The sequence below is a fragment of the Bacteroides sp. 2_2_4 genome, from assembly GCF_000157055.1.
GTDB classification, from domain to species: Bacteria; Bacteroidota; Bacteroidia; order Bacteroidales; family Bacteroidaceae; genus Bacteroides; species Bacteroides ovatus.
Genome location: NZ_EQ973357.1, coordinates 193,960 through 215,714 on the forward strand (window position 1 = coordinate 193,960; position 21,755 = coordinate 215,714).

At 42.1% G+C, this 21,755-nt stretch carries 21 protein-coding genes and 1 tRNA gene; 19 read left to right on the forward strand and 3 right to left on the reverse strand.

What is annotated here, in order from left to right; genetic code table 11:
* Positions 1 to 45 precede the first annotated feature (45 nt).
* The 5 genes from BSCG_RS20660 to BSCG_RS20640 are packed head-to-tail and all read left to right on the forward strand — an operon-like array spanning position 46 to position 5,037.
* On the forward strand, positions 46 to 909 hold the full coding sequence (locus BSCG_RS20660) for a phosphorylcholine transferase LicD (RefSeq protein WP_008775233.1): 864 nt from the start codon (positions 46 to 48) through the stop codon (positions 907 to 909).
* Positions 906 to 1,928: a hypothetical protein gene (locus BSCG_RS20655; RefSeq protein ID WP_008775234.1), complete on the forward strand. Its 1,023-nt coding sequence runs from the start codon at positions 906 to 908 to the stop codon at positions 1,926 to 1,928. Before BSCG_RS20660 ends, BSCG_RS20655 begins: the two co-directional genes overlap by 4 nt.
* The gene (locus BSCG_RS20650; RefSeq protein ID WP_008775235.1) at positions 1,901 to 3,019 is read left to right on the forward strand and encodes a glycosyltransferase family 4 protein; all 1,119 of its coding nucleotides are present in this window, start codon (positions 1,901 to 1,903) and stop codon (positions 3,017 to 3,019) included. The genes BSCG_RS20655 and BSCG_RS20650 overlap by 28 nt, the downstream gene beginning before the upstream one ends.
* A gap of 10 nt (positions 3,020 to 3,029) precedes the next feature.
* Positions 3,030 to 4,295 carry a glycosyltransferase family 4 protein gene (locus tag BSCG_RS20645; protein ID WP_008775236.1) on the forward strand — a complete coding sequence of 422 codons (1,266 nt, stop codon included), beginning with the start codon at positions 3,030 to 3,032 and terminating at the stop codon, positions 4,293 to 4,295.
* Positions 4,288 to 5,037, forward strand: coding sequence for a glycosyltransferase family 2 protein (locus BSCG_RS20640; RefSeq protein WP_004311135.1), 750 nt, complete (start codon positions 4,288 to 4,290; stop codon positions 5,035 to 5,037). The genes BSCG_RS20645 and BSCG_RS20640 overlap by 8 nt, the downstream gene beginning before the upstream one ends.
* Here BSCG_RS20640 and BSCG_RS20635 read toward each other — a convergent pair.
* Both BSCG_RS20635 and BSCG_RS20630 read right to left on the reverse strand, forming a co-directional pair.
* A complete protein-coding gene (locus tag BSCG_RS20635) occupies positions 5,024 to 7,417 on the reverse strand; it encodes a glycosyl hydrolase 115 family protein (RefSeq protein ID WP_032849372.1) in 2,394 nt (797 codons plus the stop codon). The two genes, BSCG_RS20640 and BSCG_RS20635, sit on opposite strands and share 14 nt — an antisense overlap.
* A 92-nt stretch (positions 7,418 to 7,509) precedes the next feature.
* Positions 7,510 to 8,367 (reverse strand): SGNH/GDSL hydrolase family protein, encoded by an 858-nt coding sequence (locus BSCG_RS20630; RefSeq protein WP_008775238.1) that lies wholly within the window; start codon positions 8,365 to 8,367, stop codon positions 7,510 to 7,512.
* Positions 8,368 to 8,809: 442 nt separating this feature from the next.
* Between BSCG_RS20630 and BSCG_RS20625 the strand changes: the two genes are divergently transcribed.
* The 3 genes from BSCG_RS20625 to BSCG_RS20615 all read left to right on the forward strand — a co-directional run bounded on the left by BSCG_RS20625 (position 8,810) and on the right by BSCG_RS20615 (position 10,245).
* Positions 8,810 to 9,586, forward strand: a complete 777-nt coding sequence (locus BSCG_RS20625; protein WP_008775239.1) for a class I SAM-dependent methyltransferase — start codon at positions 8,810 to 8,812, stop codon at positions 9,584 to 9,586.
* Between the two features lie 70 nt (positions 9,587 to 9,656).
* A complete protein-coding gene (locus BSCG_RS20620; protein ID WP_004302575.1) occupies positions 9,657 to 10,007 on the forward strand; it encodes a helix-turn-helix domain-containing protein in 351 nt (116 codons plus the stop codon).
* 13 nt (positions 10,008 to 10,020) lie between these two features.
* Entirely contained in the window at positions 10,021 to 10,245 is a 225-nt protein-coding gene (locus BSCG_RS20615; protein WP_004311131.1) for a hypothetical protein, read from the forward strand.
* A gap of 20 nt (positions 10,246 to 10,265) precedes the next feature.
* Here BSCG_RS20615 and BSCG_RS20610 read toward each other — a convergent pair whose 3' ends face one another.
* On the reverse strand, positions 10,266 to 10,964 hold the full coding sequence (locus BSCG_RS20610) for an SIR2 family NAD-dependent protein deacylase (protein ID WP_008775240.1): 699 nt from the start codon (positions 10,962 to 10,964) through the stop codon (positions 10,266 to 10,268).
* A 473-nt stretch (positions 10,965 to 11,437) separates the two neighbouring features.
* Between BSCG_RS20610 and BSCG_RS20605 the strand changes: the two genes are divergently transcribed.
* The 11 genes from BSCG_RS20605 to BSCG_RS20555 all read left to right on the forward strand — a co-directional run bounded on the left by BSCG_RS20605 (position 11,438) and on the right by BSCG_RS20555 (position 21,730).
* Positions 11,438 to 12,022: an FKBP-type peptidyl-prolyl cis-trans isomerase gene (locus BSCG_RS20605; protein WP_008775241.1), complete on the forward strand. Its 585-nt coding sequence runs from the start codon at positions 11,438 to 11,440 to the stop codon at positions 12,020 to 12,022.
* A gap of 20 nt (positions 12,023 to 12,042) precedes the next feature.
* Positions 12,043 to 12,921 (forward strand): FKBP-type peptidyl-prolyl cis-trans isomerase, encoded by an 879-nt coding sequence (locus BSCG_RS20600; protein ID WP_008775242.1) that lies wholly within the window; start codon positions 12,043 to 12,045, stop codon positions 12,919 to 12,921.
* Positions 12,922 to 13,081: 160 nt separating this feature from the next.
* Positions 13,082 to 13,546, forward strand: a complete 465-nt coding sequence (locus tag BSCG_RS20595) for an Lrp/AsnC family transcriptional regulator (protein ID WP_004302580.1) — start codon at positions 13,082 to 13,084, stop codon at positions 13,544 to 13,546.
* Positions 13,547 to 13,551: 5 nt separating this feature from the next.
* Positions 13,552 to 13,863: a DUF4491 family protein gene (locus BSCG_RS20590; protein ID WP_004302581.1), complete on the forward strand. Its 312-nt coding sequence runs from the start codon at positions 13,552 to 13,554 to the stop codon at positions 13,861 to 13,863.
* Positions 13,864 to 13,953: 90 nt separating this feature from the next.
* Positions 13,954 to 14,027 (forward strand) — tRNA-Ile (locus tag BSCG_RS20585).
* A gap of 141 nt (positions 14,028 to 14,168) precedes the next feature.
* The gene (locus BSCG_RS20580) at positions 14,169 to 15,440 is read left to right on the forward strand and encodes a phage integrase SAM-like domain-containing protein (RefSeq protein WP_008646574.1); all 1,272 of its coding nucleotides are present in this window, start codon (positions 14,169 to 14,171) and stop codon (positions 15,438 to 15,440) included.
* Positions 15,441 to 15,524: 84 nt separating this feature from the next.
* Entirely contained in the window at positions 15,525 to 16,538 is a 1,014-nt protein-coding gene (locus tag BSCG_RS20575) for a hypothetical protein (RefSeq protein ID WP_008646575.1), read from the forward strand.
* A 243-nt stretch (positions 16,539 to 16,781) separates the two neighbouring features.
* Positions 16,782 to 17,783, forward strand: coding sequence for a hypothetical protein (locus BSCG_RS20570; protein ID WP_004323956.1), 1,002 nt, complete (start codon positions 16,782 to 16,784; stop codon positions 17,781 to 17,783).
* A gap of 313 nt (positions 17,784 to 18,096) precedes the next feature.
* Complete coding sequence (locus BSCG_RS20565; RefSeq protein WP_008775243.1) at positions 18,097 to 19,710, forward strand: hypothetical protein; 1,614 nt, start codon at positions 18,097 to 18,099, stop codon at positions 19,708 to 19,710.
* A gap of 430 nt (positions 19,711 to 20,140) precedes the next feature.
* Positions 20,141 to 21,157, forward strand: a complete 1,017-nt coding sequence (locus BSCG_RS20560; protein WP_008646582.1) for a DUF3871 family protein — start codon at positions 20,141 to 20,143, stop codon at positions 21,155 to 21,157.
* Between the two features lie 300 nt (positions 21,158 to 21,457).
* Positions 21,458 to 21,730, forward strand: a complete 273-nt coding sequence (locus tag BSCG_RS20555; protein ID WP_008646583.1) for a hypothetical protein — start codon at positions 21,458 to 21,460, stop codon at positions 21,728 to 21,730.
* Positions 21,731 to 21,755 lie beyond the last annotated feature (25 nt).

The following is a 21,755-nucleotide window of genomic DNA, read 5'->3' on the forward strand; positions in this document are numbered from 1 at the left end:
ATATAATTACTACATTTGCAATACAACGTGCATTAACCATTTCCGATGAACAAGAAATATACAGCCGAAGAGCTTGATTTATTACATACCGAACTTTACGACATATTGGGAGAAACCATCCGGGTGTGTCAGAAGCACGATATTCCCTATTTTGTGATAGGCGGCACAGCCATCGGCGCACTCTACGATCAGGGCATTCTCCCCTGGGATGACGATATAGACATCGGCATGACGCGGGAGAATTACAACAAATTCTTAAAAGTAGCACCCGGAGAACTGGGTCCTTCCTACTTCCTTTCATGGATAGAGACAGACCCTCACACCCCGTATTATTTTGCCAAAGTCAAGAAAAACAACACCCTTTTTGTAGAAGAAATGTTCAAGAATGTCCCGATGCATCCGGGCATTTTTGTCGATATATTCCCATTCGACAAGATTCCCGACAACAAGCTGCTGCGAAGAATACAATCCGAAGCACTCGGCTTCCTCAAATGCTGCCTGATGGGAAAAGAGATATGGATGTGGAAACACTTCGGTACATGTGAAATAGAGAACCCCACGAACCGGGGAGCCTTCTCCTGTTTCCTGAACAGGGTAGTCGACCTGCTTTTCTCTAAAAAGGCAATCTACCGCATGCTGGTGTCAGTTCAAAGCTGTTTCAACTCACGAAACACCCGTTACTACAACAACGTAATGGCCACTGCCGACCACGTAACCGTAGAAAGCATCCGCCACCTGCAACCGGTGAAATTCGGCCCTCTCACAGTGACCGCTCCCGATGACCTGGAAGGATTTTTGCGTTACAACTATCCAACCCTGCATCGATTTACAGAAGAAGAGCAGGAAAAAGTGAACAACCACTATCCTGCCGCCCTATCATTCAGTACAACCCCAAAACAAGAACTATGAATATGAAATCCGCTTTAGTAGACGTCCCGGTACTTATCCTGTTCTTCAACCGCCCGCAACAGTTGTCACAAGTGTTCGAGCAAGTGAAGAAAGCGCGTCCGTCTCGCCTCTTCCTCTATCAGGACGGAGCACGAAACGAACGTGACCTGCCCGGAATAGAAGCCTGCCGTGAAATCGTATCACAGATAGACTGGGAATGTGAAGTAGAACGGCTTTATCAAGAAAAGAATTTCGGCTGCGACCCTTCGGAATACATTTCGCAGAAATGGGCCTTTTCGAAAGTCGACAAGTGCATCGTATTGGAAGACGACGATGTACCCGCCGTCTCCTTTTTCCAATTCTGCAAGGAGATGCTGGATAAATACGAACATGACACCCGCATCAGCATGATTGCCGGATTTAACCCCGAAGAAATCACCCAAGACATGCCCTATGACTATTTCTTTACCACCACCTTCTCTATCTGGGGATGGGCAAGCTGGAAACGGGTAGTCGACCAATGGGATGAGTTCTACAGCTTCCTGGACGACTCCTTCAACATGCAACAACTGGAACAGCTTATCAAGGAACGCAAATTCCGGAGCGACTTTATCTACATGTGCCAGCGTCACCGGGAACAGCAGAAAGCCTTTTATGAAACGATCTTCCACGCCTCCATACTGTTCAACTCCGGGCTAAGCATCGTGCCTACCCGCAACATGATTAACAACCTGGGAGCAACGGCAGATTCCACCCATTTCGCCGGCTCGATTCATACCCTGCCCAAAGGTTACCGCCGCATCTTCACGATGAAGCGCTATGAGGTGGATTTTCCACTGAAACATCCCCGCTACGTCATCGAAAACGTTGCCTACAAAGAGAGCGTTTACCGCATCATGGGCTGGGATCATCCGTGGATCAAGATTGGACGTTCGTTCGAAGAACTGTTCCTCAACCTGAAATACGGTAATTTCTCCATCATTACGAAAGCTGTCAAAAACCGAATCAACAAATGGCTGAAAAGAAACAAGCACCACTAAATAAGTTGCTTACTATTTATTTTTACCATACCCGCCTCACGCGGGAAAGCTACGAGGAATGGAAAGAATATAAATTCCCCGGACACATCTTATACGGACTTCCTTTACTGGAGAATTACGGAATACGCTCCGTAATGCACAAATGCAAATATTTCTCCGGCCGTCTGAAACTGATGCTTTACGCCACCAAAGAGATTCTCTTCTGCAAGGAGAAATACGACGTCCTTTACGCCACCTCTTTCCGGGGTATAGAGCCCGTCATCTTCCTCCGTGCCCTGGGACTGTATCGCAAACCCATCGTAATCTGGCATCATACGGCAGTCGTGACCAATCCCAAACCGTGGCGCGAACAAATCTCCCGCCTTTTCTACAAAGGTATAGACCAAATGTTCCTGTTCAGTCGGAAACTGATTCAGGATTCGCAGAAAACCCGGAAAGCACCGTCCCACAAACTGAAACTTATCCATTGGGGACCGGATCTTCCTTTCTACGACCACCTGCTTGCAGAAATGCCCGACCGGAAGCCCGAAGGATTTATTTCCACCGGCAAAGAAAACCGGGACGTAGACACCTTGCTCCAGGCATTTGCCGCAACGAACGAGAAACTGGATTTGTACATTGCCGTCTCATGCGGTAACATCAACTATAAAAGGATCATCGACCCGTATGCATTGCCCGACTCCATTCACATCCATTATACCGACGGAGTGATTCCCTACGAACTGGGGAAACTGGTGGCACGCAAAAGTTGTATCGTGATCTGCTGCCTCGACTTCCCCTATACCGTAGGACTGACCACACTCGTGGAAGCATTCGCCCTCGGCATTCCCGTCATCTGTTCGCGCAACCCCAACTTCGAAATAGACATCGATAAGGAAGGAATAGGCATCACCGTAGAATATAACGACGTACAAGGCTGGATAGACGCTATCCGCTACATCGCCGACCACCCCGAAGAGGCACGGCGCATGGGAGAGAATGCCCGCAAACTGGCGGAAGAACGTTTCAACCTCGAAATCTTTTCACGCGAAATAGCAGAAAGCTTGCTGGAAATATCAAACATCTCCTCTAAAAACCGTACATTTGCATAAACTTTTGCCCATGAGAGTCCTGATTATAAATACATCTGAACGAATAGGAGGAGCAGCCATCGCAGCAAGCCGGTTGATGGAGTCACTGAAAAACAACGGCATCAAAGCCAAAATGCTGGTACGTGACAAACAGACCGACCAAATCAGTGTTGTCCGCTTAAAAAGTAACTGGTTGCAAGTGTGGAAGTTCATGTGGGAACGGATTGTGATCTGGAGTGCCAACCGTTTCCGGCGTTATCATTTGTTTGACGTAGACATCGCCAACACAGGTACAGACATCACCTCACTCCCGGAATTCCGCCAGGCCGACGTGATCCATCTGCATTGGATCAACCAGGGAATGCTCTCACTGAACGATATACGAAAGATACTGACCTCCGGCAAACCCGTAGTATGGACCATGCATGATATGTGGCCATGCACCGGCATCTGCCATTACGCACGGGAGTGCAACAACTATCAGCAGGAATGTCATGACTGTCCGTACATCTACAAAGGCGGGGGACGAAAGGATTTATCCTATCGCACGTTCCGAAAAAAACAGAAGTTATACAGCTATGCTCCCATTCATTTCGTCACGTGCAGCCATTGGCTGAAGGAACAAGCCCAGACCAGTGCATTGTTCGAAGGGAAAAGCGTCACCAATATTCCGAATGCCATCAACACCAGTCTGTTCAAGCCCATGAACAAGAAGGAAGCGCGTGCCAAATTCATGTTGCCGGAAGGTAAGAAACTGGTTTTGTTCGGCTCGTTAAAGATCACCGACAAACGAAAAGGGGTCGACTATCTGATTGGGGCGTGCAAACTGTTGGCAGAAAAGCATCCGGAATGGAAAGACTCACTGGGTGTAGTTGTATTCGGCAACCAATCGCAGCAGTTACAGGAACAACTTCCTTTCCATGTATACCCGCTCCCTTATATCAAGAATGAGCATGAAGTGGTGAATATCTACAATGCCGTAGATCTCTTCGCCATCCCGTCTCTGGAAGAGAATCTTCCTAATATGATTATGGAAGCAATGGCCTGTGGAGTGCCTTGTGTCGGTTTTAATGTAGGAGGTATCCCCGAAATGATCGATCATCTGCACAACGGCTACGTGGCACAATACAAATCTTCCGAAGATTTTGCCAACGGCATACATTGGATATTGACGGAACCGGAATACAATGAACTCTCCGCACAGGCCTGCCGCAAGGTTCTGGGTAATTATTCGGAGAGTATCGTTGCAAAGAAATATACAGATGTCTACAATAAAATAACGGGGAAATATGCATAGTGTCCATCCTACTCCCAAGTTCTCTATCATTACGGTGACATACAATGCTGAAAAGGTATTGGAAGACACGATTCAAAGTGTTATTTCACAAACCTATCATCATATAGAATACATTATCGTGGATGGAGCTTCCAAGGATGGGACTCTCTCTATTATCAACCGTTACCGGTCACGCATACACACCGTCGTCAGCGAACCCGACAAAGGACTGTATGACGCCATGAACAAAGGAATCGCCCTTGCCAGCGGTGATTATCTCTGTTTCCTGAATGCAGGCGACTGTTTTCATGAGGACGATACTCTACAACAAATGGTGCACACCATCAACGGCAATGAACTGCCCGATATACTTTACGGAGAAACCGCTATCGTAGACAAGGACAGGCATTTCCTGCGGATGCGCAGATTGTCCGCCCCTGAAACGCTCACCTGGAAAAGTTTCAAACAGGGAATGTTAGTCTGCCACCAGGCATTCTTCCCCCGCCACACGCTCGTAGAGCCATATAATCTGCAATATCGCTTTTCTGCAGATTTCGACTGGTGCATCCGCATCATGAAGAAAGCACGTACTTTGCACAATACTCACCTGACAATCATCGACTATCTAGAGGAGGGAATGACTACCCGGAATCAGAAAGCATCCCTCAAAGAAAGATTTCGGATCATGGCAAAGCATTACGGGCTGATTGGAACCGTGGCGCATCATGCATGGTTCGTGATCCGTGCAGTTACTCACCAGTAGGCGAAGGCATATAAAGCATTATCTGGTCTAATATCACTCCTTCGTCCAATGCCTTGATTACCAATTTGTGGGACTTCTTTCCAGATATCGGAAGTCGAACCGTTCGGATGGCTTGATTGCGCAGCACGTTCTCTTTCCATTCTTCACTCCGTCCTTTCGTTTCATAAGAGATCACTTCAGGCGCTGCATCGTCCAACGATATTGAGAAACGTAATTGATCTCCTCCCACAGGATGATTAGGCAATAAGCGGATGTCAACCTCTACCGAGTCTGTTTTCCAGTTGTCAAAAGAGAACATCAGTGCATCTCCCTTGTCAATGCCTGTCGCTTTGCTTTCATATCCCAGACCCTCACAAATAACAGAAGTTCCTTTCCGTGCATTCAATGAATTCTTACCATTCGGGATATTCTTCCCATCCAAGCCGTTCCATTTATAGATAGCTACACGCTCTTTCATCATCGGAGAAGTAGCCGTTTTTCTTTCCACGCGATTGAATACGGGGAGTTTTCGGGGTTGAAAATCCATCATGCGGTTCCACTTTCCATCTTCCAGTGAGTTATACTGCTTCGTCAATACTACAATGCTGTCATAGGCAAGATCACTTTTCTCCCAATCCGCTTTTCCGTGGCGGGCTAATTGGGCATACAGCAATTTCCGGTTCATCTGTGTAGCAGCTTGTACCGGGTATTTCACCAATTCAAAATAGGCACTTTGTCTGCCGGATGGGATTTTCGAAGCTGCCCGTTCCACTGTCTCCGACAATTTATCATAAGCCTGCAAACGTCCGTTGATTTCTTTTTCACTCCATGGGAGATCTTTGACAACACGATAAACAGGATCTTTCTCCTCTTCCCTCGTATTTCCCATAAATTCAGGTTTACGAATATGGGCCAGACGATAGTGTTCCTGCATCACAGGTAATACTGCCTTTGCGCACGAAGCTCCCAATTCCCGTTCCAGCCAGTGTTTCAGATGAGAGGTCACTCCTTCCGAGGCAACAGCTTCTATATTCCAGGCCATATCCATAAACAACTCTATCTGATACTCGGCAGGCTTGATATCTCCGACGTTCAGTATCCACATCTTCTGTATGCCTCGATCGTAAGCCAGCTTCATTTGTTGGAAAATCAGATACGGGCTCATCGTACTCAACCAGAGATGGTCGTGCGGACGTCCCCAATAAGAAACATGATAATAGACTCCATTCCCTCCTTTACGTGCGCATTCTTCGGCCGTAGGAAAATGGCGGATATAGCCATAGTTATCGTCACACCACATCAATGTTACATCATCGGGCACCTGTAATCCGGCATGATAAATGTCGAGTACCTCTTTATAAGGGATAAAAACCTGCGGGACTTTAGTTACATCCTTATCAACATATTTTTCAATCAACCCGCGTTGATCTGCAAACACACGATCTATTACGGCCTTCTGTTCTTCCACCGTCTTCGCTCCCTGCATCTTGCCATCGTGTACACCACGCATACCCAACGTATAGAGTATTTCCTGATCTGCCACCTCTTTTACACGGTCTTCCCAGAATTTGTAAACAGCCGGAGCATTATTCACATAATCATAAGCCCCTTCTCCTCTTCGTTTCCACTCACCGGCAGCGCTGCAAGCCATCGGTTCGCAGTGGGAAGCACCGATGAAGATTCCATATTTCTTGGCAGCTTCCCGATTGCCTTTGGTCAGGAAGAAAGGAAGTGTACATTCGTGCATTGCAGGCCAATAGGTATTGGCACGCAGACGAAGTAAGAGTTCGAAAATACGCTCGTTGGTACGCGGCCCTATCTCACCTTTCACTTTTGAAGGTTCATAGGTCCGACTGCTCCATGGCATCAAGCCCCAGTCTTCATCATTAATAAATATCCCCCGATATTCCACCGAAGGAGCCTGAAGGCTTTGGAATTTGGAAGATAGCTTAAAAAGTTTCTTCTTTTCCGGAGTTACGTCCGCCCACCATTCCCAGGGAGAGACACCTAACAAACGGGATATTTCGAGTATTCCATAAGCCGTACCATGTTTGTCACTGCCGGCTACGATCAATTTACCCTCCGGAGAAACAGATAATAGAAAAGCCTGCTTCTTGCCTTTTAGCGCAGAAACATCTATGCCGGTCCGGCTGATAAGCTCACTCTGCCCCACCGTTCCTATCACAATTTCACCTGTTTTCTCATTCGCTTGGGTAGTCGACGACAATACTGTCTGAATATCACGCCCCAGCATTTCCAATGCGGTTCGTACAACCAGTTCTTCAGAGGGGCTGCAAGCGATGACAACAGTTTGACCGGAAGTCAAAACAAAATCCTTACTACGAATCGGCAAAGCAACTATCAAAAAGATGAAAAAAGAAAACAGAAGTTTATGTCTCATAGGTTCTATTATTTATAGAAGACAAAATTACAGGTTTGCAGAAAATGTACTATAGAATAGTGTACAATTTCATAGAATTCTGTCCGGCCTATTTAAAATGTAGCAGGCAACGCAAGCAACTGATACATCAGCGTTCGTGCCATGCGTATCTGTCCTTTCGTGCTGGGATGCAAACGGTCATATCCCGCATCGTAGAAATAAATCAGTTGTTCTTCCACCATCGGATTCAATCCGGTTACCGCATTAAAATCAATCACGGGGACTCCCCACACATTGCCGGCTTCTTTAACAGCCTGCACGTAGGCATCCACATATTCGCCACAACTGTTCTGATAGTTTTCATCCGGTTGCACATTCGTTTCTCCAAAATTGGCCAGTGAACGGTGCAACGGGGTCAGCAACACAATCTGCTTGTCCGGAAATAGCTGTTTCAGTCTATTGATTCCTATGTTGATACGTCCCTTATACGTGCTTCTATCCATTATAGGAGTGCGTTTCTTACGGGTTTCCAGCTTTTGGGTTTGCCCACGGGCTGCCATCACTTGTTCTTCTGTTTCCGTAAACCATTCTCCAATAGGTACACCGTCATTAAAATCATTCGTACCCATCAAAATCACGATAGCATCTACTTCTCCACCGTGTTCTTTCTTCAGTTGCTCGGCTTGCCGGGGCACATCATTCCATTGCCTGCCACTGATACCATATACATAAGGAGTGATTCCCAGCCATTCCTGCAGAAAATCCCAGTATTTCTTTATCTTGTCACCATAACAGTTGGGATCTGTAATAGAGTCTCCCAAATATCCCACTCTTTTTCCTTGCCACGGGTGCCGGATGCATCCATTATTCGTTTCAACAGAGTTTGCCACTTTAGAAGATTGATTCTGTCCGCACAGAAAAGAGGAACAGAAAAACAGGAGGATACATGTGAGTAATAATTTGCTTTTCATCGGTATCATACATTAAATGAGAGATTTGTATTTAATATTCGACAAAAATAACTCAAAAAAATGTAGTTTCAATCAATTTGGGCGATCAATCTTATCCATACAACCGGATATATAGACATATTCCTATTTGACTATTCTTGCTAAAATACAGGTTTACAGTCTTTTTTCAATCAAGTTATCATTGAGTTTTACAGCTAAAACCCTATCTTTGTCACAAACTAAAAGAAAAATTGGATGTTTAACTCATTTTCATTCCATAAGGATTCCGTTCTGTAAATAATCTGTAAACCTTCCTCTCATTACAGATTATCCCTTATGTTTTCTGACATACTCTTGTCAGAGTTACTTTCTATATCTAAATTTTTAAACTATTTGTATGGTCAAATGGTTGTAAGCATCATTATATGCCTCCATTCGCCGTACAGCTAAAACATTAAAAACAATGAGTAACGATTTTAAATCAATCCACGAATTCGATTTTACACTGATATGTAATTACTTCAAGGCATTAAAACGTCAAGGTCCCGGAAGTCCTGAAGTCACACAAAAAGCCGTAAGCTTCATCAACGAACTGTCCGACAAGGCACGAATAGCCGACATTGGCTGTGGCACAGGCGGTCAGACAATGGCATTAGCCAATTATACGAAAGGACAAATTACAGGTATCGACCTTTTCCCCGATTTTATCGAGCGATTCAACAAAAATGCAATAGAAGCCCATTGTGAAGACAGAGTAAAGGGTATCGTCGGCTCCATGGACGCTCTGCCGTTTCAAGAGGAAGAACTCGATCTGATCTGGTCCGAAGGCGCTATCTATAACATAGGATTCGAACGCGGCATGAACGAATGGAACAAATTCCTGAAAAAGAACGGATTTATCGCTGTAACGGAAGCCTCCTGGTTCACCCCGGAACGTCCCTCCGAAATAGAAGACTTCTGGATGGCCAATTACCCGGAAATCGATACGATCCCAAGAAAGATAATGCAAATGGAAAAAGCAGGATATATCCCGACAGCCCATTTCATTTTACCGGAAAATTGCTGGCTCGAGCATTTCTATGCTCCCCAGTTCCCGGTTCAGGAAGCTTTCTTAAAGGAATATGCAGGAAATGACGCAGCCGCAGACCTCATCACCGGACAACGGTATGAAGAGAGCCTATATAATAAGTATAAAGAATACTACGGCTACGTATTCTATATAGGACAAAAAAGAGATTGATTATCTGCCGGAGAAGTTAGCAAGATAGGACAACTCTCCGGCATTTATTATCCTTTACTTTGCAGAAAACATGGAGACGAAAGATATCAATAAACAAGAATATCAGTTACGGATCAATAAAGTGACCGACTATATTCACAATCACATAGACCAGCCGTTATCATTACAGAAAATGGCAGGTATTGCCTGCTTTTCTCCTTTCCACTTCCATCGCGTATTTACAATTCTGACGGGCGAAACGCCTACGGATTATATCAAACGCACCCGGATTGAAAAAGCAGCCCTATTATTAAAACGAAACAAGGAACTTTCCGCCACCGAAATCGCCCGTCTTTGCGGCTTTAGCAGCCTTTCACTTTTAAGTCGCAATTTCAGGTTGCATTTCAGTATGACGATCCGGGAGTTCCGTTCATTAAAATAAAACCCTAAAGAATATGGAAAAAGAAAATAAGATTCTGATTTTTCGAACTTCTATCACCCAAAGGCGTGACATCAAGCGCATAGGAGAGCTTTTGGCAGAGTTCCCCCAAATAGACAAATGGAATGTGGACTTTGAGGACTGGGAGAAAATATTAAGAATCGAGTGCAGGGATATCTCTGCACTCGAAATATCAGAAGTACTCCGGAACAATCATATTTTTGCCACCGAACTGGAATAAAACCGGGAAAAGAAAACCTCTCAAACTCCCAACAACTGTTTCAATTCAGCCACTCCTTCAGAAGCTCCCTTCTGAATTACATGTATCGAACGGGAAGTATGCGTATCTACCGGTTTCGGATCAATCAGATACACCTCTGCTCCTCTCGGTACATAATGAAGCAGCCCCGCCGCAGGATATACGTTAAGCGACGTACCGATAATGACGAAAATATCCGCTTTCTCCACATATTGGATGGCGGTTTCAATTTCCGGCACAGCTTCTCCAAACCATACGATAAAAGGTCGCAATTGAGTGCCGTCGCCGGCCTTGTCTCCCATCTTCACTTCATATTCTTCCGGTTTCAGTTCTTTTATGTAGTGGGGATTATGAGGATCTCTGCTGGAACACACTTTCGTCAGTTCGCCATGCAGATGAATGATGTGGCTACTCCCGGCACGTTCGTGCAAGTTATCGATATTCTGTGTCACCACCGTTACATGGAAGTTTTTCTCCAGTTCCGCCAACAATTCATGCCCACGGTTCGGTTTCACCTCCAACAACTGTTTCCGGCGCTCATTATAGAAATTAATCACTAAAGCCGGGTCACGCTGATAACCTTCAGGAGTGGCCACCTGCTCCACAGGATACCTATCCCACAAACCGCCTGCATCGCGAAATGTACTAATCCCACTCTCGGCACTCATACCCGCACCCGTCAAAACTACCAGATTCTTCATTACTATTCCTCCTTCTTTTTTAATAGCCACACAAATGTAATCAGAATCATCGAATAAAAGAACACTTTCTCACGCTTAATATAATCCAATTTATGCAGAACTTTAAGATGAAAGATGCAGATAGTTAGCATCATTTATGGCAACAACTATTCGTCTGACTACTGTTATTCTTTCGTCTGACAGTTGTCAGACGAAAAAACAACAATTGTCAGACGCAAGTTCAACAGTTGTCAGACGATTAATTATCTACATAAACCAACCTAAATAATAAGAATAAGCCGATTAAATCCTACGAACAAAAGAACTAATTCTTTAAAGAAAAGCGATTAACTTTCACAGATATAAGAATTTTTAAATAGCAAATGCTAAATCATTCAAATAAAACACGTACTTTTGCGATTCATAAATTTGCAATTGATTGAAAGCTAAAACCATGATGGTGATACATTTCAATCGCCAACAAAAAACATTATATGGATAAATTCAGTTACGCTATTGGCCTCGGAATTGGTCAAAACTTATCAAGTATGGGAATCGGAAACCTTGCGGTAGATGATTTCGCACAAGCAATCAAAGACGTATTGGAAGGCAATCAGACGGCTATCAGCCACAATGAAGCCCGCGAAATAGTAAACAAGTATTTCGAAGAACTGGAAGCTAAAATGGGTGCCGTTGCTATCGAACAAGGACAGGCTTTCCTCGAAGAAAACAAAAAAGGACCGGGCGTAGTTGTTCTTCCCAGCGGACTACAATATGAGATTATCAAAGAAGGCACAGGCAAAAAGCCGAAAGCTACCGACCAGGTAAGATGCCACTATGAAGGAACATTGATCGACGGTACACTGTTCGACAGCTCTATCCAACGCGGAGAACCGGCTGTATTCGGTGTCAACCAAGTAATCCCGGGATGGGTGGAAGCATTGCAGCTGATGCCGGAAGGTTCTAAATGGAAACTGTATATTCCGTCAGAACTTGGTTATGGCGCAAGAGGTGCCGGAGAAATGATCCCTCCTCATAGCACACTCATTTTTGAAGTAGAATTACTCGAAGTATTATAAATAAAAAATTTCAAAGCAAAATGAAAAAAGTTAGTATTTTTATGGCAATCGCCGCTGCTGCAAGCCTTGCTTCTTGTACAGCTCAAGCTCCTAAAGCAAATCTGAAATCAGACATCGACTCACTGTCTTATTCTATCGGTATGGCGCAGACTCAAGGTCTGAAAGGCTATCTGACAGGTCGTCTGGACGTTGATACTGCTTATATGGCAGACTTCATCAAAGGTTTGAATGAAGGTGCAAACAAGACTAGCAAAAAAGACATCGCTTACATGGCAGGTCTGCAAATCGGTCAGCAAATCAGCAACCAGATGATGAAAGGTATCAACCAGGAATTGTTTGGCACTGACTCTACTAAAACTATCAGCAAAGAAAACTTCATGGCAGGTTTCATCGCAGGTACTTTAGAAAAAGGTGGCGTAATGACTATGGAAGCAGCTCAAGAATATACTCGTACAGCTATGGAAACTATCAAAGCAAAAGCTTTGGCAGAAAAATATGCTGACTACAAAGCTGAAAACGAAAAATTCCTCGCTGAAAACAAGACTAAAGACGGCGTAAAAACAACTGCAAGCGGTCTGCAATACAAAGTAATCACTGAAGGCAAAGGTGAAATTCCTGCTGACACTTGCAAAGTGAAAGTGAACTACAAAGGTACTTTGATCGACGGAACAGAATTCGACAGCTCTTACAAACGTAACGAACCGTCTACTTTCCGTGCCAACCAAGTAATCAAAGGTTGGACAGAAGCATTGACTATGATGCCTGTAGGTTCTAAATGGGAACTTTACATCCCGCAAGAACTTGCTTACGGTGCTAGAGAATCTGGCAATCAAATCAAACCGTTCTCTACTTTGATTTTCGAAGTTGAACTGTTGGGCATCGAAAAAGATAAGAAATAAGAAAGTTCTTTTCTAAATAGAAAAAGGAAAGAGGTGCAAAACGTTTGTACCTCTTTTTTTTGCTTTTTCCTATTTTTTTTCTCCGAAAAGAAGAATAATTAAAATAAATCTCTATATTTGCTTACTATTTGATAACAACAGGAAATTACAATTTATTATTATGGAAAGAATAGACAACCTCGACAGGCAGATCCTAGAGATTATCTCCCAGAATGCCCGCATCCCTTTTAAAGACGTAGCAGCCGAATGTGGAGTGTCACGCGCAGCTATCCATCAGCGTGTGCAAAGACTGATTGACCTAGGTGTCATTGTAGGCTCTGGTTACCATGTGAACCCGAAATCATTGGGATACAGAACTTGTACCTACGTGGGTATCAAACTGGAAAAAGGCTCCATGTACAAATCTGTCGTAGCGGAACTACAAAAGATTCCCGAAATTGTGGAATGTCATTTCACTACAGGTCCGTACACAATGCTGACAAAGCTTTATGCATGCGACAACGAACATCTGATGGATTTGCTGAATAACAAAATGCAAGAAATACCGGGTGTGGTAGCTACCGAGACATTGATTTCTCTGGAACAGAGTATCAAGAAAGAAATCCCCATCCGCGTTGAAAAATAATTGTGATGGAATTTCTAAATGAATATCACCTTGCGGGGTTATTCATCGGAATATGTACCTTTTTGATTATCGGCCTTTTTCACCCCGTCGTGGTAAAGGCCGAATACTATTGGGGTACAAAATGCTGGTGGATATTTCTGGTACTCGGCATAGCCGGTGTGGTCGCCTCATTAAGCATCGATAATGTGATTTTATCTTCTTTGCTTGGCGTGTTTGCGTTTTCTTCCTTCTGGACGATTAAAGAGGTCTTCGAACAGGAAGAACGGGTACAAAAAGGATGGTTCCCCAAGAACCCGAAGCGCAAATATAAGTTCTAAAAATAAAGTATCGTAGTTTTTTATCAAAAGGATTTGCATAATTCGAGGGAAAATACTACTTTTGTCACCGCATCCAACAAAGGATACATCGGACTTGTAGCTCAGTTGGTTAGAGCAACAGACTCATAATCTGGAGGTCCCTGGTTCAAGCCCAGGCTGGTCCACAAACTAAGAGGCTCATTCCTAAGGGAATAGAGCCTCTTTTAGTTTGTAAACCCACCAGATATAAGTCTGTTGCTTCGGTAATATTAGCCTTAATTTAGGTAGTTGTTGACCTATTGTTGACCCCAAATTAATAGGTTAAAATGCTAACAATTAAAGCAGAAGTCCAACAGGACAAACAGAGGAGTGATAAGACATACAATGTCAAGGTAAGGTTTACAATGAATAGAAAGGTAAGAAGATTATCTACAAACCTATTCATAACACCTAAAGAACTTACTAAAGACTTCAAATTCAAGGAAGGTACTCCTATTAAGAAGGAGATTGATAATCTGGTAGTATACTACAAAGAACGGTGTAACAAACTTCAAATAGACCAGAATAATTACACATTAGAGGACATATTGGAGTTATTAAACCATGAACATGAGAAGAACCAAGTAATAGATTTCATTAAATTCAGTCGTGAATGGATAGCCTCAACTACAATCAAAGGTGCACCCAATTATACAACTGCCATTAATGCTTTAGTGCGTTTCATAGGTAAGGAGGAGTTGGATATTAATCTAATTACTCTTGACTTCTTAGAAGACTTCAAATCATTCTTGAATAAAGAACGTGAGATACGGACTAAAAGATTAATGCAGCAAGGCAAACGTGTACCTTCTAATCGTTCACTCTCCCTTTATTTGATAAGTATCAAGAAGTTGTTCAATGAAGCCAAGAAGAGGTATAATAAGAAGGATAAGAATTTAATCTTAATTCCCAACTCACCCTTCATAGAACTTGAAATACCCAAACAAGAAGCTACCCGTAAAAGAGCTATATCTGCAGATATTATAAAGAAGGTATGGAAGTTACCATATAAGGACATGAAGAAAGGTTACAAAGCTACGTGCCGTTATAATTTGGCTAAAGATTGCTTCATTCTATCATTCTGCCTTATGGGGATGAATTCAGCAGACTTATACAATGCCACTGAAATGAAAGACAATACAATTATATATAATCGTACCAAGACTAAAGACCGCAGACTGGATAAAGCTCAAATGAAGGTTGATATACCTAAATTAGCCCAACCACTCATTGAGAAGTATAAGGATGAGACAGGTAAACGCCTCTTCAATTTCTATCAATATTACGTTGACGAGAAAGGTTTTAATAAAGCCATAAACTATGGTTTAAAGGAGATTGGAACATTATTAGAGATTGACGACTTGGAATATTATGCAGCAAGGCACTCATGGGCTACCATAGCACTCAATAAAGTGGGAATTGACAAATATACAGTCCATGCAGCGTTAAACCATGTTGATGAAACAATGAGGGTAACGGACATCTACATTGAGCGGGATTTCGCCAACGAGAACAGAGCTAATGCGAAGGTCGTGAAGTACGTATTTGGTAGAATGTAATTACATTCTGTAGTAATTTGTAATGCTGTTCTATTGTGTAATGGAGCAGCATTATTTATCTTTACAGCACTAATAAGAAGCGATATGAGAGATTACATACTACCAATTCCAGAATTAAAGAAGATAGAACCCATACTCACGGAATACTTTGGCTATAAGCGTGCCATGTTTGAGAATGAACTGTCAGCTACTTACTACCATGAATATCCCAACGGAATCAGTGAAGATATTTGTAAGAACTACATGACAGACTATTCATTTCTAAACACTATCGCAGTAGATAACGGAGTATTTGATTATAAACGGTATGCTCCCAAATCGACTTCTACCAGTAAGGCGTTTAATCCAAGTAGCTTCATTATGGATTCAGAACACAATATACTTATCACTCTGCCAAGTGATAATTTATTGGAACGGCTGATTGATTTATTACAGAAGCATGGTGAAACTGATAATGACGGAGTAATTGGAATAAGTATGCTTGTTGTAGCTGCCATATATGAGAAGTATAAGAATGGTGAACTTTACACAGAAGTTGTCATATCAGAGAACACACTGCCTTATCTGGAACAAGTCCGTCCAGAAATGCTAAAGCTATATGAGTTGCTGAATACCAAGAGATACTCACCTTCCAAGAAGAAGGAGCTAAGGGTATTCAGTCCTATAACCATTGATAACGGAGTTAAGAAGATTACTCTTGATAACTCTTGCTATTGGCTGAGTGATTTATTGGATAACTACCTTCACATCTATTTAGGAGTAAACAGTTTGGAAGAAGCCCAACAGGAATTGAAGGAAGTATATTCACAGAAGAAGGGCAGGAAAGCCAATAATGCAGCCCATAATCTAATCATGTATGGTACATTCCACCTGTTACAAAGATATTCCTCAATAAAGACCAAGAGTGAACAGATACGTATGACTTTAGACTACATGGAATTATTATTTGAAGCAGGCAGTTTCAATAATGATGAGAACTACACCAATGCAGCAATAGCCTATTTGGTGAAACAAGGCTATAAACCGCAATGGAAGACCAAACAGACAGAAGACTACAATTTCTCACCCAATAATCAGTCTACAGAACATCTCTGGTAATTAATAATCCACCAATCCTTACAGACTACCATGTAATCACGTGGTAGTTATTTTTATGTCTTTAAATTAGCCAATTCGCTGATATTCTTACATCTAAAGAATGCACTTCAAATCGCCTTCTATTCTTTATAACACACCTTCCGACTATTCCTCACCTTTGCAATGTAATCAGAAACGATAAGGCGCCAAGTTGAAGATTGCACCAATTTATAAACTTAATTATTAATTTAAATTTAAACTATCATGAAGAAGATTTATTTAGAAGTTAAAGTTGTTGCAAATAATGAAGTAAGAAACGTAGCTTTTGCTAAAGGTATTAACCGTGCCATCAACTTGGGCAATGTAGAGAAGATATTAGCCATGATGAAGGTCAAGGGTTATAGAAAGGCAGAAATGGTACAGGTCGTTAAGGCAGAAGATGTAATCACAACAGGTGACATTCGTCTGGTTGACATTAACGGACAGGATATAAATCCAGAAGATGCAGCCAAATACTTCCTTGTATTGGACGGTCAGCACAGAACCATTGCCGCATCCCTCTATAATGAATGGGCAGCGGAGAACGGAGAGGAAGCAATAAATGTACCCGCCATTGAAGTTGAACTGCAAGGGAATGAAACCATTGCAGAATACATCAACGAGATTAATATTACCAAGAAGGAATGGACTACCCCAGACTATGTGCGTGGTGCAGCCAATATTAACCCAGACAATGAATTTCTGCAACGGTACAACGAATTAATAAAGAGCGAGAAGAACCCAGACGGTTATCCAATCTCAACACTGAACCTTATCTTTTGTGGCAATAATAACGCTATATCAAAGTCTGACTTCTCTTTATTATGCTCTGGTAAGGATGAGAAGGGGAAGAAGGTGAAGAAGCCTATCATTCCAGCCTATAACATGGAGATAGGTAACAAGTTCATCCAAATCTGCAAGGATAAAGGCTTTGATGACAAGGATATTGCCAAGAGATACTTAAGTAACCAATTCAATAATATCAAGACAATTACAGGAGATGTCAAGGAAGCTGTCAAGATATTCCAGTCCATTACACAGAACGACAAGGCGGCAATGTTCAATACACACGGAAATCTGGACGAGAATTTAGTAATGGAACAGTTTGAGAAGATAAGAGAACGGTACAATCGCCCTACTACTGTCATCTCAATTAAGGACAGCAAGGAAGTGACCGCCAATGATGACACAGAGGACATTCCTTATCTGGAAGCGGAAGAAGTCTGACCATGTAAAGAGCCTATGTGACAGGTAGGCTCTTCTACTCCAGATTCTTCCAGAGTGGTGAATTTCCATTATATAATAATACGGGTTACCCTAATAAATGAAGCTAAGAGTAACTTAAAGTCTGATTATTGAGGTGACAGGTAGCTGTTTTCCAATCACCAAGCAGAAGTGGGGATAAAGTTGGAATCTCCAAAGAGTGGTGAATTATCCCTATATAAAACGGTCAGTTACCCCAATATTCAGAGTTTAGGATTATTTAAAGTCCAATAATTAGGGGCACAGGTAACATATTTAAAATCACAAAAGATAACTTATGGTAAAGTTAGAAATTCAAGAGCGGGACGGCTTCCTCATTATGAAGGACTTCCCAAAGAACTGTATCTTCAACAAGGTGAAGACAGGATGTGGTGCTACTACGATAGCACTTACCAATGACGAGAATTACATTATAGCCGTACCTACGACAGAGTTAGTAATTAATAAGTGTTATCCACCTAAGGATAAGAATGGTAAGGACATTACTTGGAAGAGGTCACAGATTCAAGCAGGCGTAAGTCCTACTAATGACAGACTGTTCGGCTTGTATGGCAGTTTCAATAAAACAGTGCAAGCCAAGTTAAGGAAGTTTCTTGATAAGGACGGAGTGAAGAAGATAATCTGCACTTATGACAAGGTTGACAAGTTGATTCCTGTTATCAATCCACTGGAATTTAAAATACTTGTGGATGAGTACCACAACCTGTTAAAACAGTACGGGTTTAGGACAATAGTGATAAATCAAATCATAGAGAACTTCAAATGCTTCAAATCCCATTGCTTCCTGACCGCAACCCCTATCCCAGAACTGTTCAAGCCCAAAGTCTTTGCTGAAATGACAGAGTACGTGGCTGATTGGAAGACGGTGGATAAGATTACAGTCTACCCTTATCCATGTAAAAGCGCAAGCAGTACGGCTGCCAAGATTATAAGGCATTATAAAGACAACGGTTACTTTGTACTGGACGGGATTAAGAGTGAGGAAGCTTACTTCTTTGTTAATAGCGTAAGAGAGATTAAGGAGATACTTGAAGAAGCCAGACTGACTAATGATGATTGCAGAATTATATGTGCGGATGACGAGACGAACCATTACAAACTGGAAGGCTTTGAAATCTCCAGTTCAACAGCTCCCGCCAAACGGTTTACATTTATAACCTGTAAGGCGTTTGAAGGAGTGGATTATTATTCTGAAACGGCAATATGCTTCATTGTCAGCAACGGTTACAACAAGCATACCCTAATCAGCATTGACATGGATATTCCCCAGATTGCAGGACGTATCAGAACCAAATCCAATCCGTTCAGAAACAAGATAGTCCATATCTTTAATCCAAAGGTTATGAACTACTACCTTCCATTTGCTGAAATGAAGCAGAAGATAGCTAAGGAGCTTACAGCGGCAGAGGAACGGATACAGGTATTGAATGAGAGCAAGTTAGGGGAAGTTGCAAGGAAACAGCAGGACGATGAACTTAAGAAACTGGGGGCTGATACATATATCATCAAGAAGGGTGACAGGTATGAAGTCAATGACATGGTTGCCCAGTTAAAACTCTACCAACACTGGACTACACGTATAGTGTACAGGTCGGCAGAAGCATTGCAGGAAGGCTACAGACAGTTGGGCATGGCAATAGTCCAGACGTATGAATGGGACATTGCAGACGAGAATATTATCAAAGGCATACTTACCACTCCCCAATTCAGAGACAGGCTCAAACGCTTCTGTGACTTGAAGGAGAAATCCGCTCTGACTGATAACGAGTGGCAGGAGTTGGAAAGCCTTATGAAGAGAGACCCAATATTAGAACAGGGATATCAGCAGCTTGGATTAAGCCAACTAAGGAGAACAAGAACCAAGAAGGCTATCAAGGCTTTGATTGAATAAGAGTAAAACTCCAGACCACTAATACGGTTTGGAGTTTCTTATTATATACCCCAACCCAAGAATAGGGTATCTAAAATCATACCCCCGCCCTTTAGATTTAGGTTGTGTTTCTATTTAGACTTTATGCAGTGATAGGGTGAAATATTTGATTCGTCAGTGAGCGTATCAGATGTATATCGTGCATAAGCCCCCTCTATTACCCCTAATACCCCTCACCAATCATTAGGAGAAATGAAAGGATAACATGAATCGCTATTCAGTCAACAAACGCTTTGAACTTCTGAAATATGCGGACTTATCAACGATTTGTATATGTCTACATATAAAGATGCACAAAGATAAGTGAATGAATAGAACTTCATGTTAAGCCCTCATTTTGTCCTCAAATGCAGTATTTACTAATCATATTAACTTAATAATTTATCAGATTATGGAATCAACATTACAGATTATGCCAGTGCAGAGAATTAGTAGAAACTTTGGTGAATATGCAGAAGAAGCGGTAATAATTGAAGAGCCAATTATTAAGCAGAAACGCCCGTTATTTATTGAAGCCAATACGATTGAAGCCAGTTTGGAACATCTAAGGAATGATTGTATTATCCCTGTATTTGCCAAAGATAACGAAGCTACATTATCTCATGTGGCTTTTATCGAAGCGGTACAGGATGCAACCAATACATTCTTTAGCGGTGAACAAATTGAATCGCCAGATATTCGTGTTTCTCATGTAATCAAAGGCAGGATTCCCGAAGCAATTCATAAGCCAGCCAATCAGTTATTAGAGAGTGACAAGACTATCTACTATGAGAGGTGCGCTTTTGTTATTGAAGTTCCTACTATCTATGAGACAGTACACGGTAACAGGCTAACACTTACTATTGGTGGTGTCAGAGCTTATAACCACACCAATCTTTATTCAAAGAAGGGTGCGGAGCGGTTTAAAGTGTTTATTGGCTTCACCTGTAAGGTTTGCACAAATCTATGTGTATCTACAGACGGTTATCTTAGTTGTTTGGAAGTTACCAATACAAGGGATTTATATCAAGCGGTATTGGAAATGTTCCACAAATACGATGCAGCCAAACACATACATTTGATGCAGTCTTTAGGCAATACCTGTATGACAGAGCATCAATTCTGCCAACTATTAGGCAGAATGAGACTTTATCAATCATTACCACAGGGGTATCAAAAGGATATTCCTAAAATGTTGCTTACTGATACACAGGTTAACAATGTGGCTAAAGCGTATATCAATGACGAGAACTTTGGCAGCTTGGGAAATGACTTGTCTATGTGGAAGTTCTACAACTTGCTCACAGGCGCTAATAAGAGTAGCTATATAGATTCATTCTTGGATAGAGCCTATAATGCTACAGAACTTGCAACAGGTATATGTTCCGCTTTACACGGTGATGACAAATACCAATGGTTTCTTAGTTAGTGGTATTACACAGTATTTAACAGGGGCATCCATATAATAAGGGTGTCCCTTAATTTATTCATTACTTAATTAATAATTAAAGATTTATGTTACTAGCATTATTCGCTGTTATATTTTGGACTATTATGTTCTTTATTGCATGTGCAGTTTCGCCTATTGTATTCTTCTTCATGATTATTTGGGCTATATATCAATATTTCAAATTATTATGTTGAAGTAGTACATGAAGTACTAATAAGGGTATCTATATACTATATATAGGTACTCTTGCTATTTATAAACCTCTTAAATATTATAAATATGGTAATAGAAGGCAGTCGCGAATACAAGGCAGCGCAAGAACTTGAAAGAGCCTTGAATGATTATAGTTGGAATCCTAGAAGGTTTGCAGAGAGTACAAGGTGTTATCACCGTACACTACAGCAGGAATTAATAAAGACCATTGTGGAGATTATCCGCATGGTTGGCAGTAAGGACTATGGCACAGACCTTAGGAATCAGGCATCACACGAACTTTGTCAACGGATAGTTGACAGTGGCGTGTTGGATGAAGCTCACCTACCTTTTATATAGGTTGAATGAAGTAAGGACATTATTT

Coding starts and splice junctions, on each gene's coding strand:
- BSCG_RS20660 (WP_008775233.1), top strand. CDS start 46: ATGAACAAGAAATATACAGCCGAAGAGCTTGATTTATTACATACCGAA.
- BSCG_RS20625 (WP_008775239.1), top strand. CDS start 8,810: ATGAGTAACGATTTTAAATCAATCCACGAATTCGATTTTACACTGATA.
- BSCG_RS20580 (WP_008646574.1), top strand. CDS start 14,169: ATGCTAACAATTAAAGCAGAAGTCCAACAGGACAAACAGAGGAGTGAT.
- BSCG_RS20575 (WP_008646575.1), top strand. CDS start 15,525: ATGAGAGATTACATACTACCAATTCCAGAATTAAAGAAGATAGAACCC.
- BSCG_RS20595 (WP_004302580.1), top strand. CDS start 13,082: ATGGAAAGAATAGACAACCTCGACAGGCAGATCCTAGAGATTATCTCC.
- BSCG_RS20560 (WP_008646582.1), top strand. CDS start 20,141: ATGGAATCAACATTACAGATTATGCCAGTGCAGAGAATTAGTAGAAAC.
- BSCG_RS20605 (WP_008775241.1), top strand. CDS start 11,438: ATGGATAAATTCAGTTACGCTATTGGCCTCGGAATTGGTCAAAACTTA.
- BSCG_RS20640 (WP_004311135.1), top strand. CDS start 4,288: ATGCATAGTGTCCATCCTACTCCCAAGTTCTCTATCATTACGGTGACA.
- BSCG_RS20565 (WP_008775243.1), top strand. CDS start 18,097: ATGGTAAAGTTAGAAATTCAAGAGCGGGACGGCTTCCTCATTATGAAG.
- BSCG_RS20645 (WP_008775236.1), top strand. CDS start 3,030: ATGAGAGTCCTGATTATAAATACATCTGAACGAATAGGAGGAGCAGCC.
- BSCG_RS20590 (WP_004302581.1), top strand. CDS start 13,552: ATGGAATTTCTAAATGAATATCACCTTGCGGGGTTATTCATCGGAATA.
- BSCG_RS20570 (WP_004323956.1), top strand. CDS start 16,782: ATGAAGAAGATTTATTTAGAAGTTAAAGTTGTTGCAAATAATGAAGTA.
- BSCG_RS20600 (WP_008775242.1), top strand. CDS start 12,043: ATGAAAAAAGTTAGTATTTTTATGGCAATCGCCGCTGCTGCAAGCCTT.
- BSCG_RS20555 (WP_008646583.1), top strand. CDS start 21,458: ATGGTAATAGAAGGCAGTCGCGAATACAAGGCAGCGCAAGAACTTGAA.
- BSCG_RS20610 (WP_008775240.1), bottom strand. CDS start 10,964: ATGAAGAATCTGGTAGTTTTGACGGGTGCGGGTATGAGTGCCGAGAGT.
- BSCG_RS20620 (WP_004302575.1), top strand. CDS start 9,657: ATGGAGACGAAAGATATCAATAAACAAGAATATCAGTTACGGATCAAT.
- BSCG_RS20650 (WP_008775235.1), top strand. CDS start 1,901: ATGGCTGAAAAGAAACAAGCACCACTAAATAAGTTGCTTACTATTTAT.
- BSCG_RS20655 (WP_008775234.1), top strand. CDS start 906: ATGAATATGAAATCCGCTTTAGTAGACGTCCCGGTACTTATCCTGTTC.
- BSCG_RS20615 (WP_004311131.1), top strand. CDS start 10,021: ATGGAAAAAGAAAATAAGATTCTGATTTTTCGAACTTCTATCACCCAA.
- BSCG_RS20630 (WP_008775238.1), bottom strand. CDS start 8,367: ATGAAAAGCAAATTATTACTCACATGTATCCTCCTGTTTTTCTGTTCC.
- BSCG_RS20635 (WP_032849372.1), bottom strand. CDS start 7,417: ATGAGACATAAACTTCTGTTTTCTTTTTTCATCTTTTTGATAGTTGCT.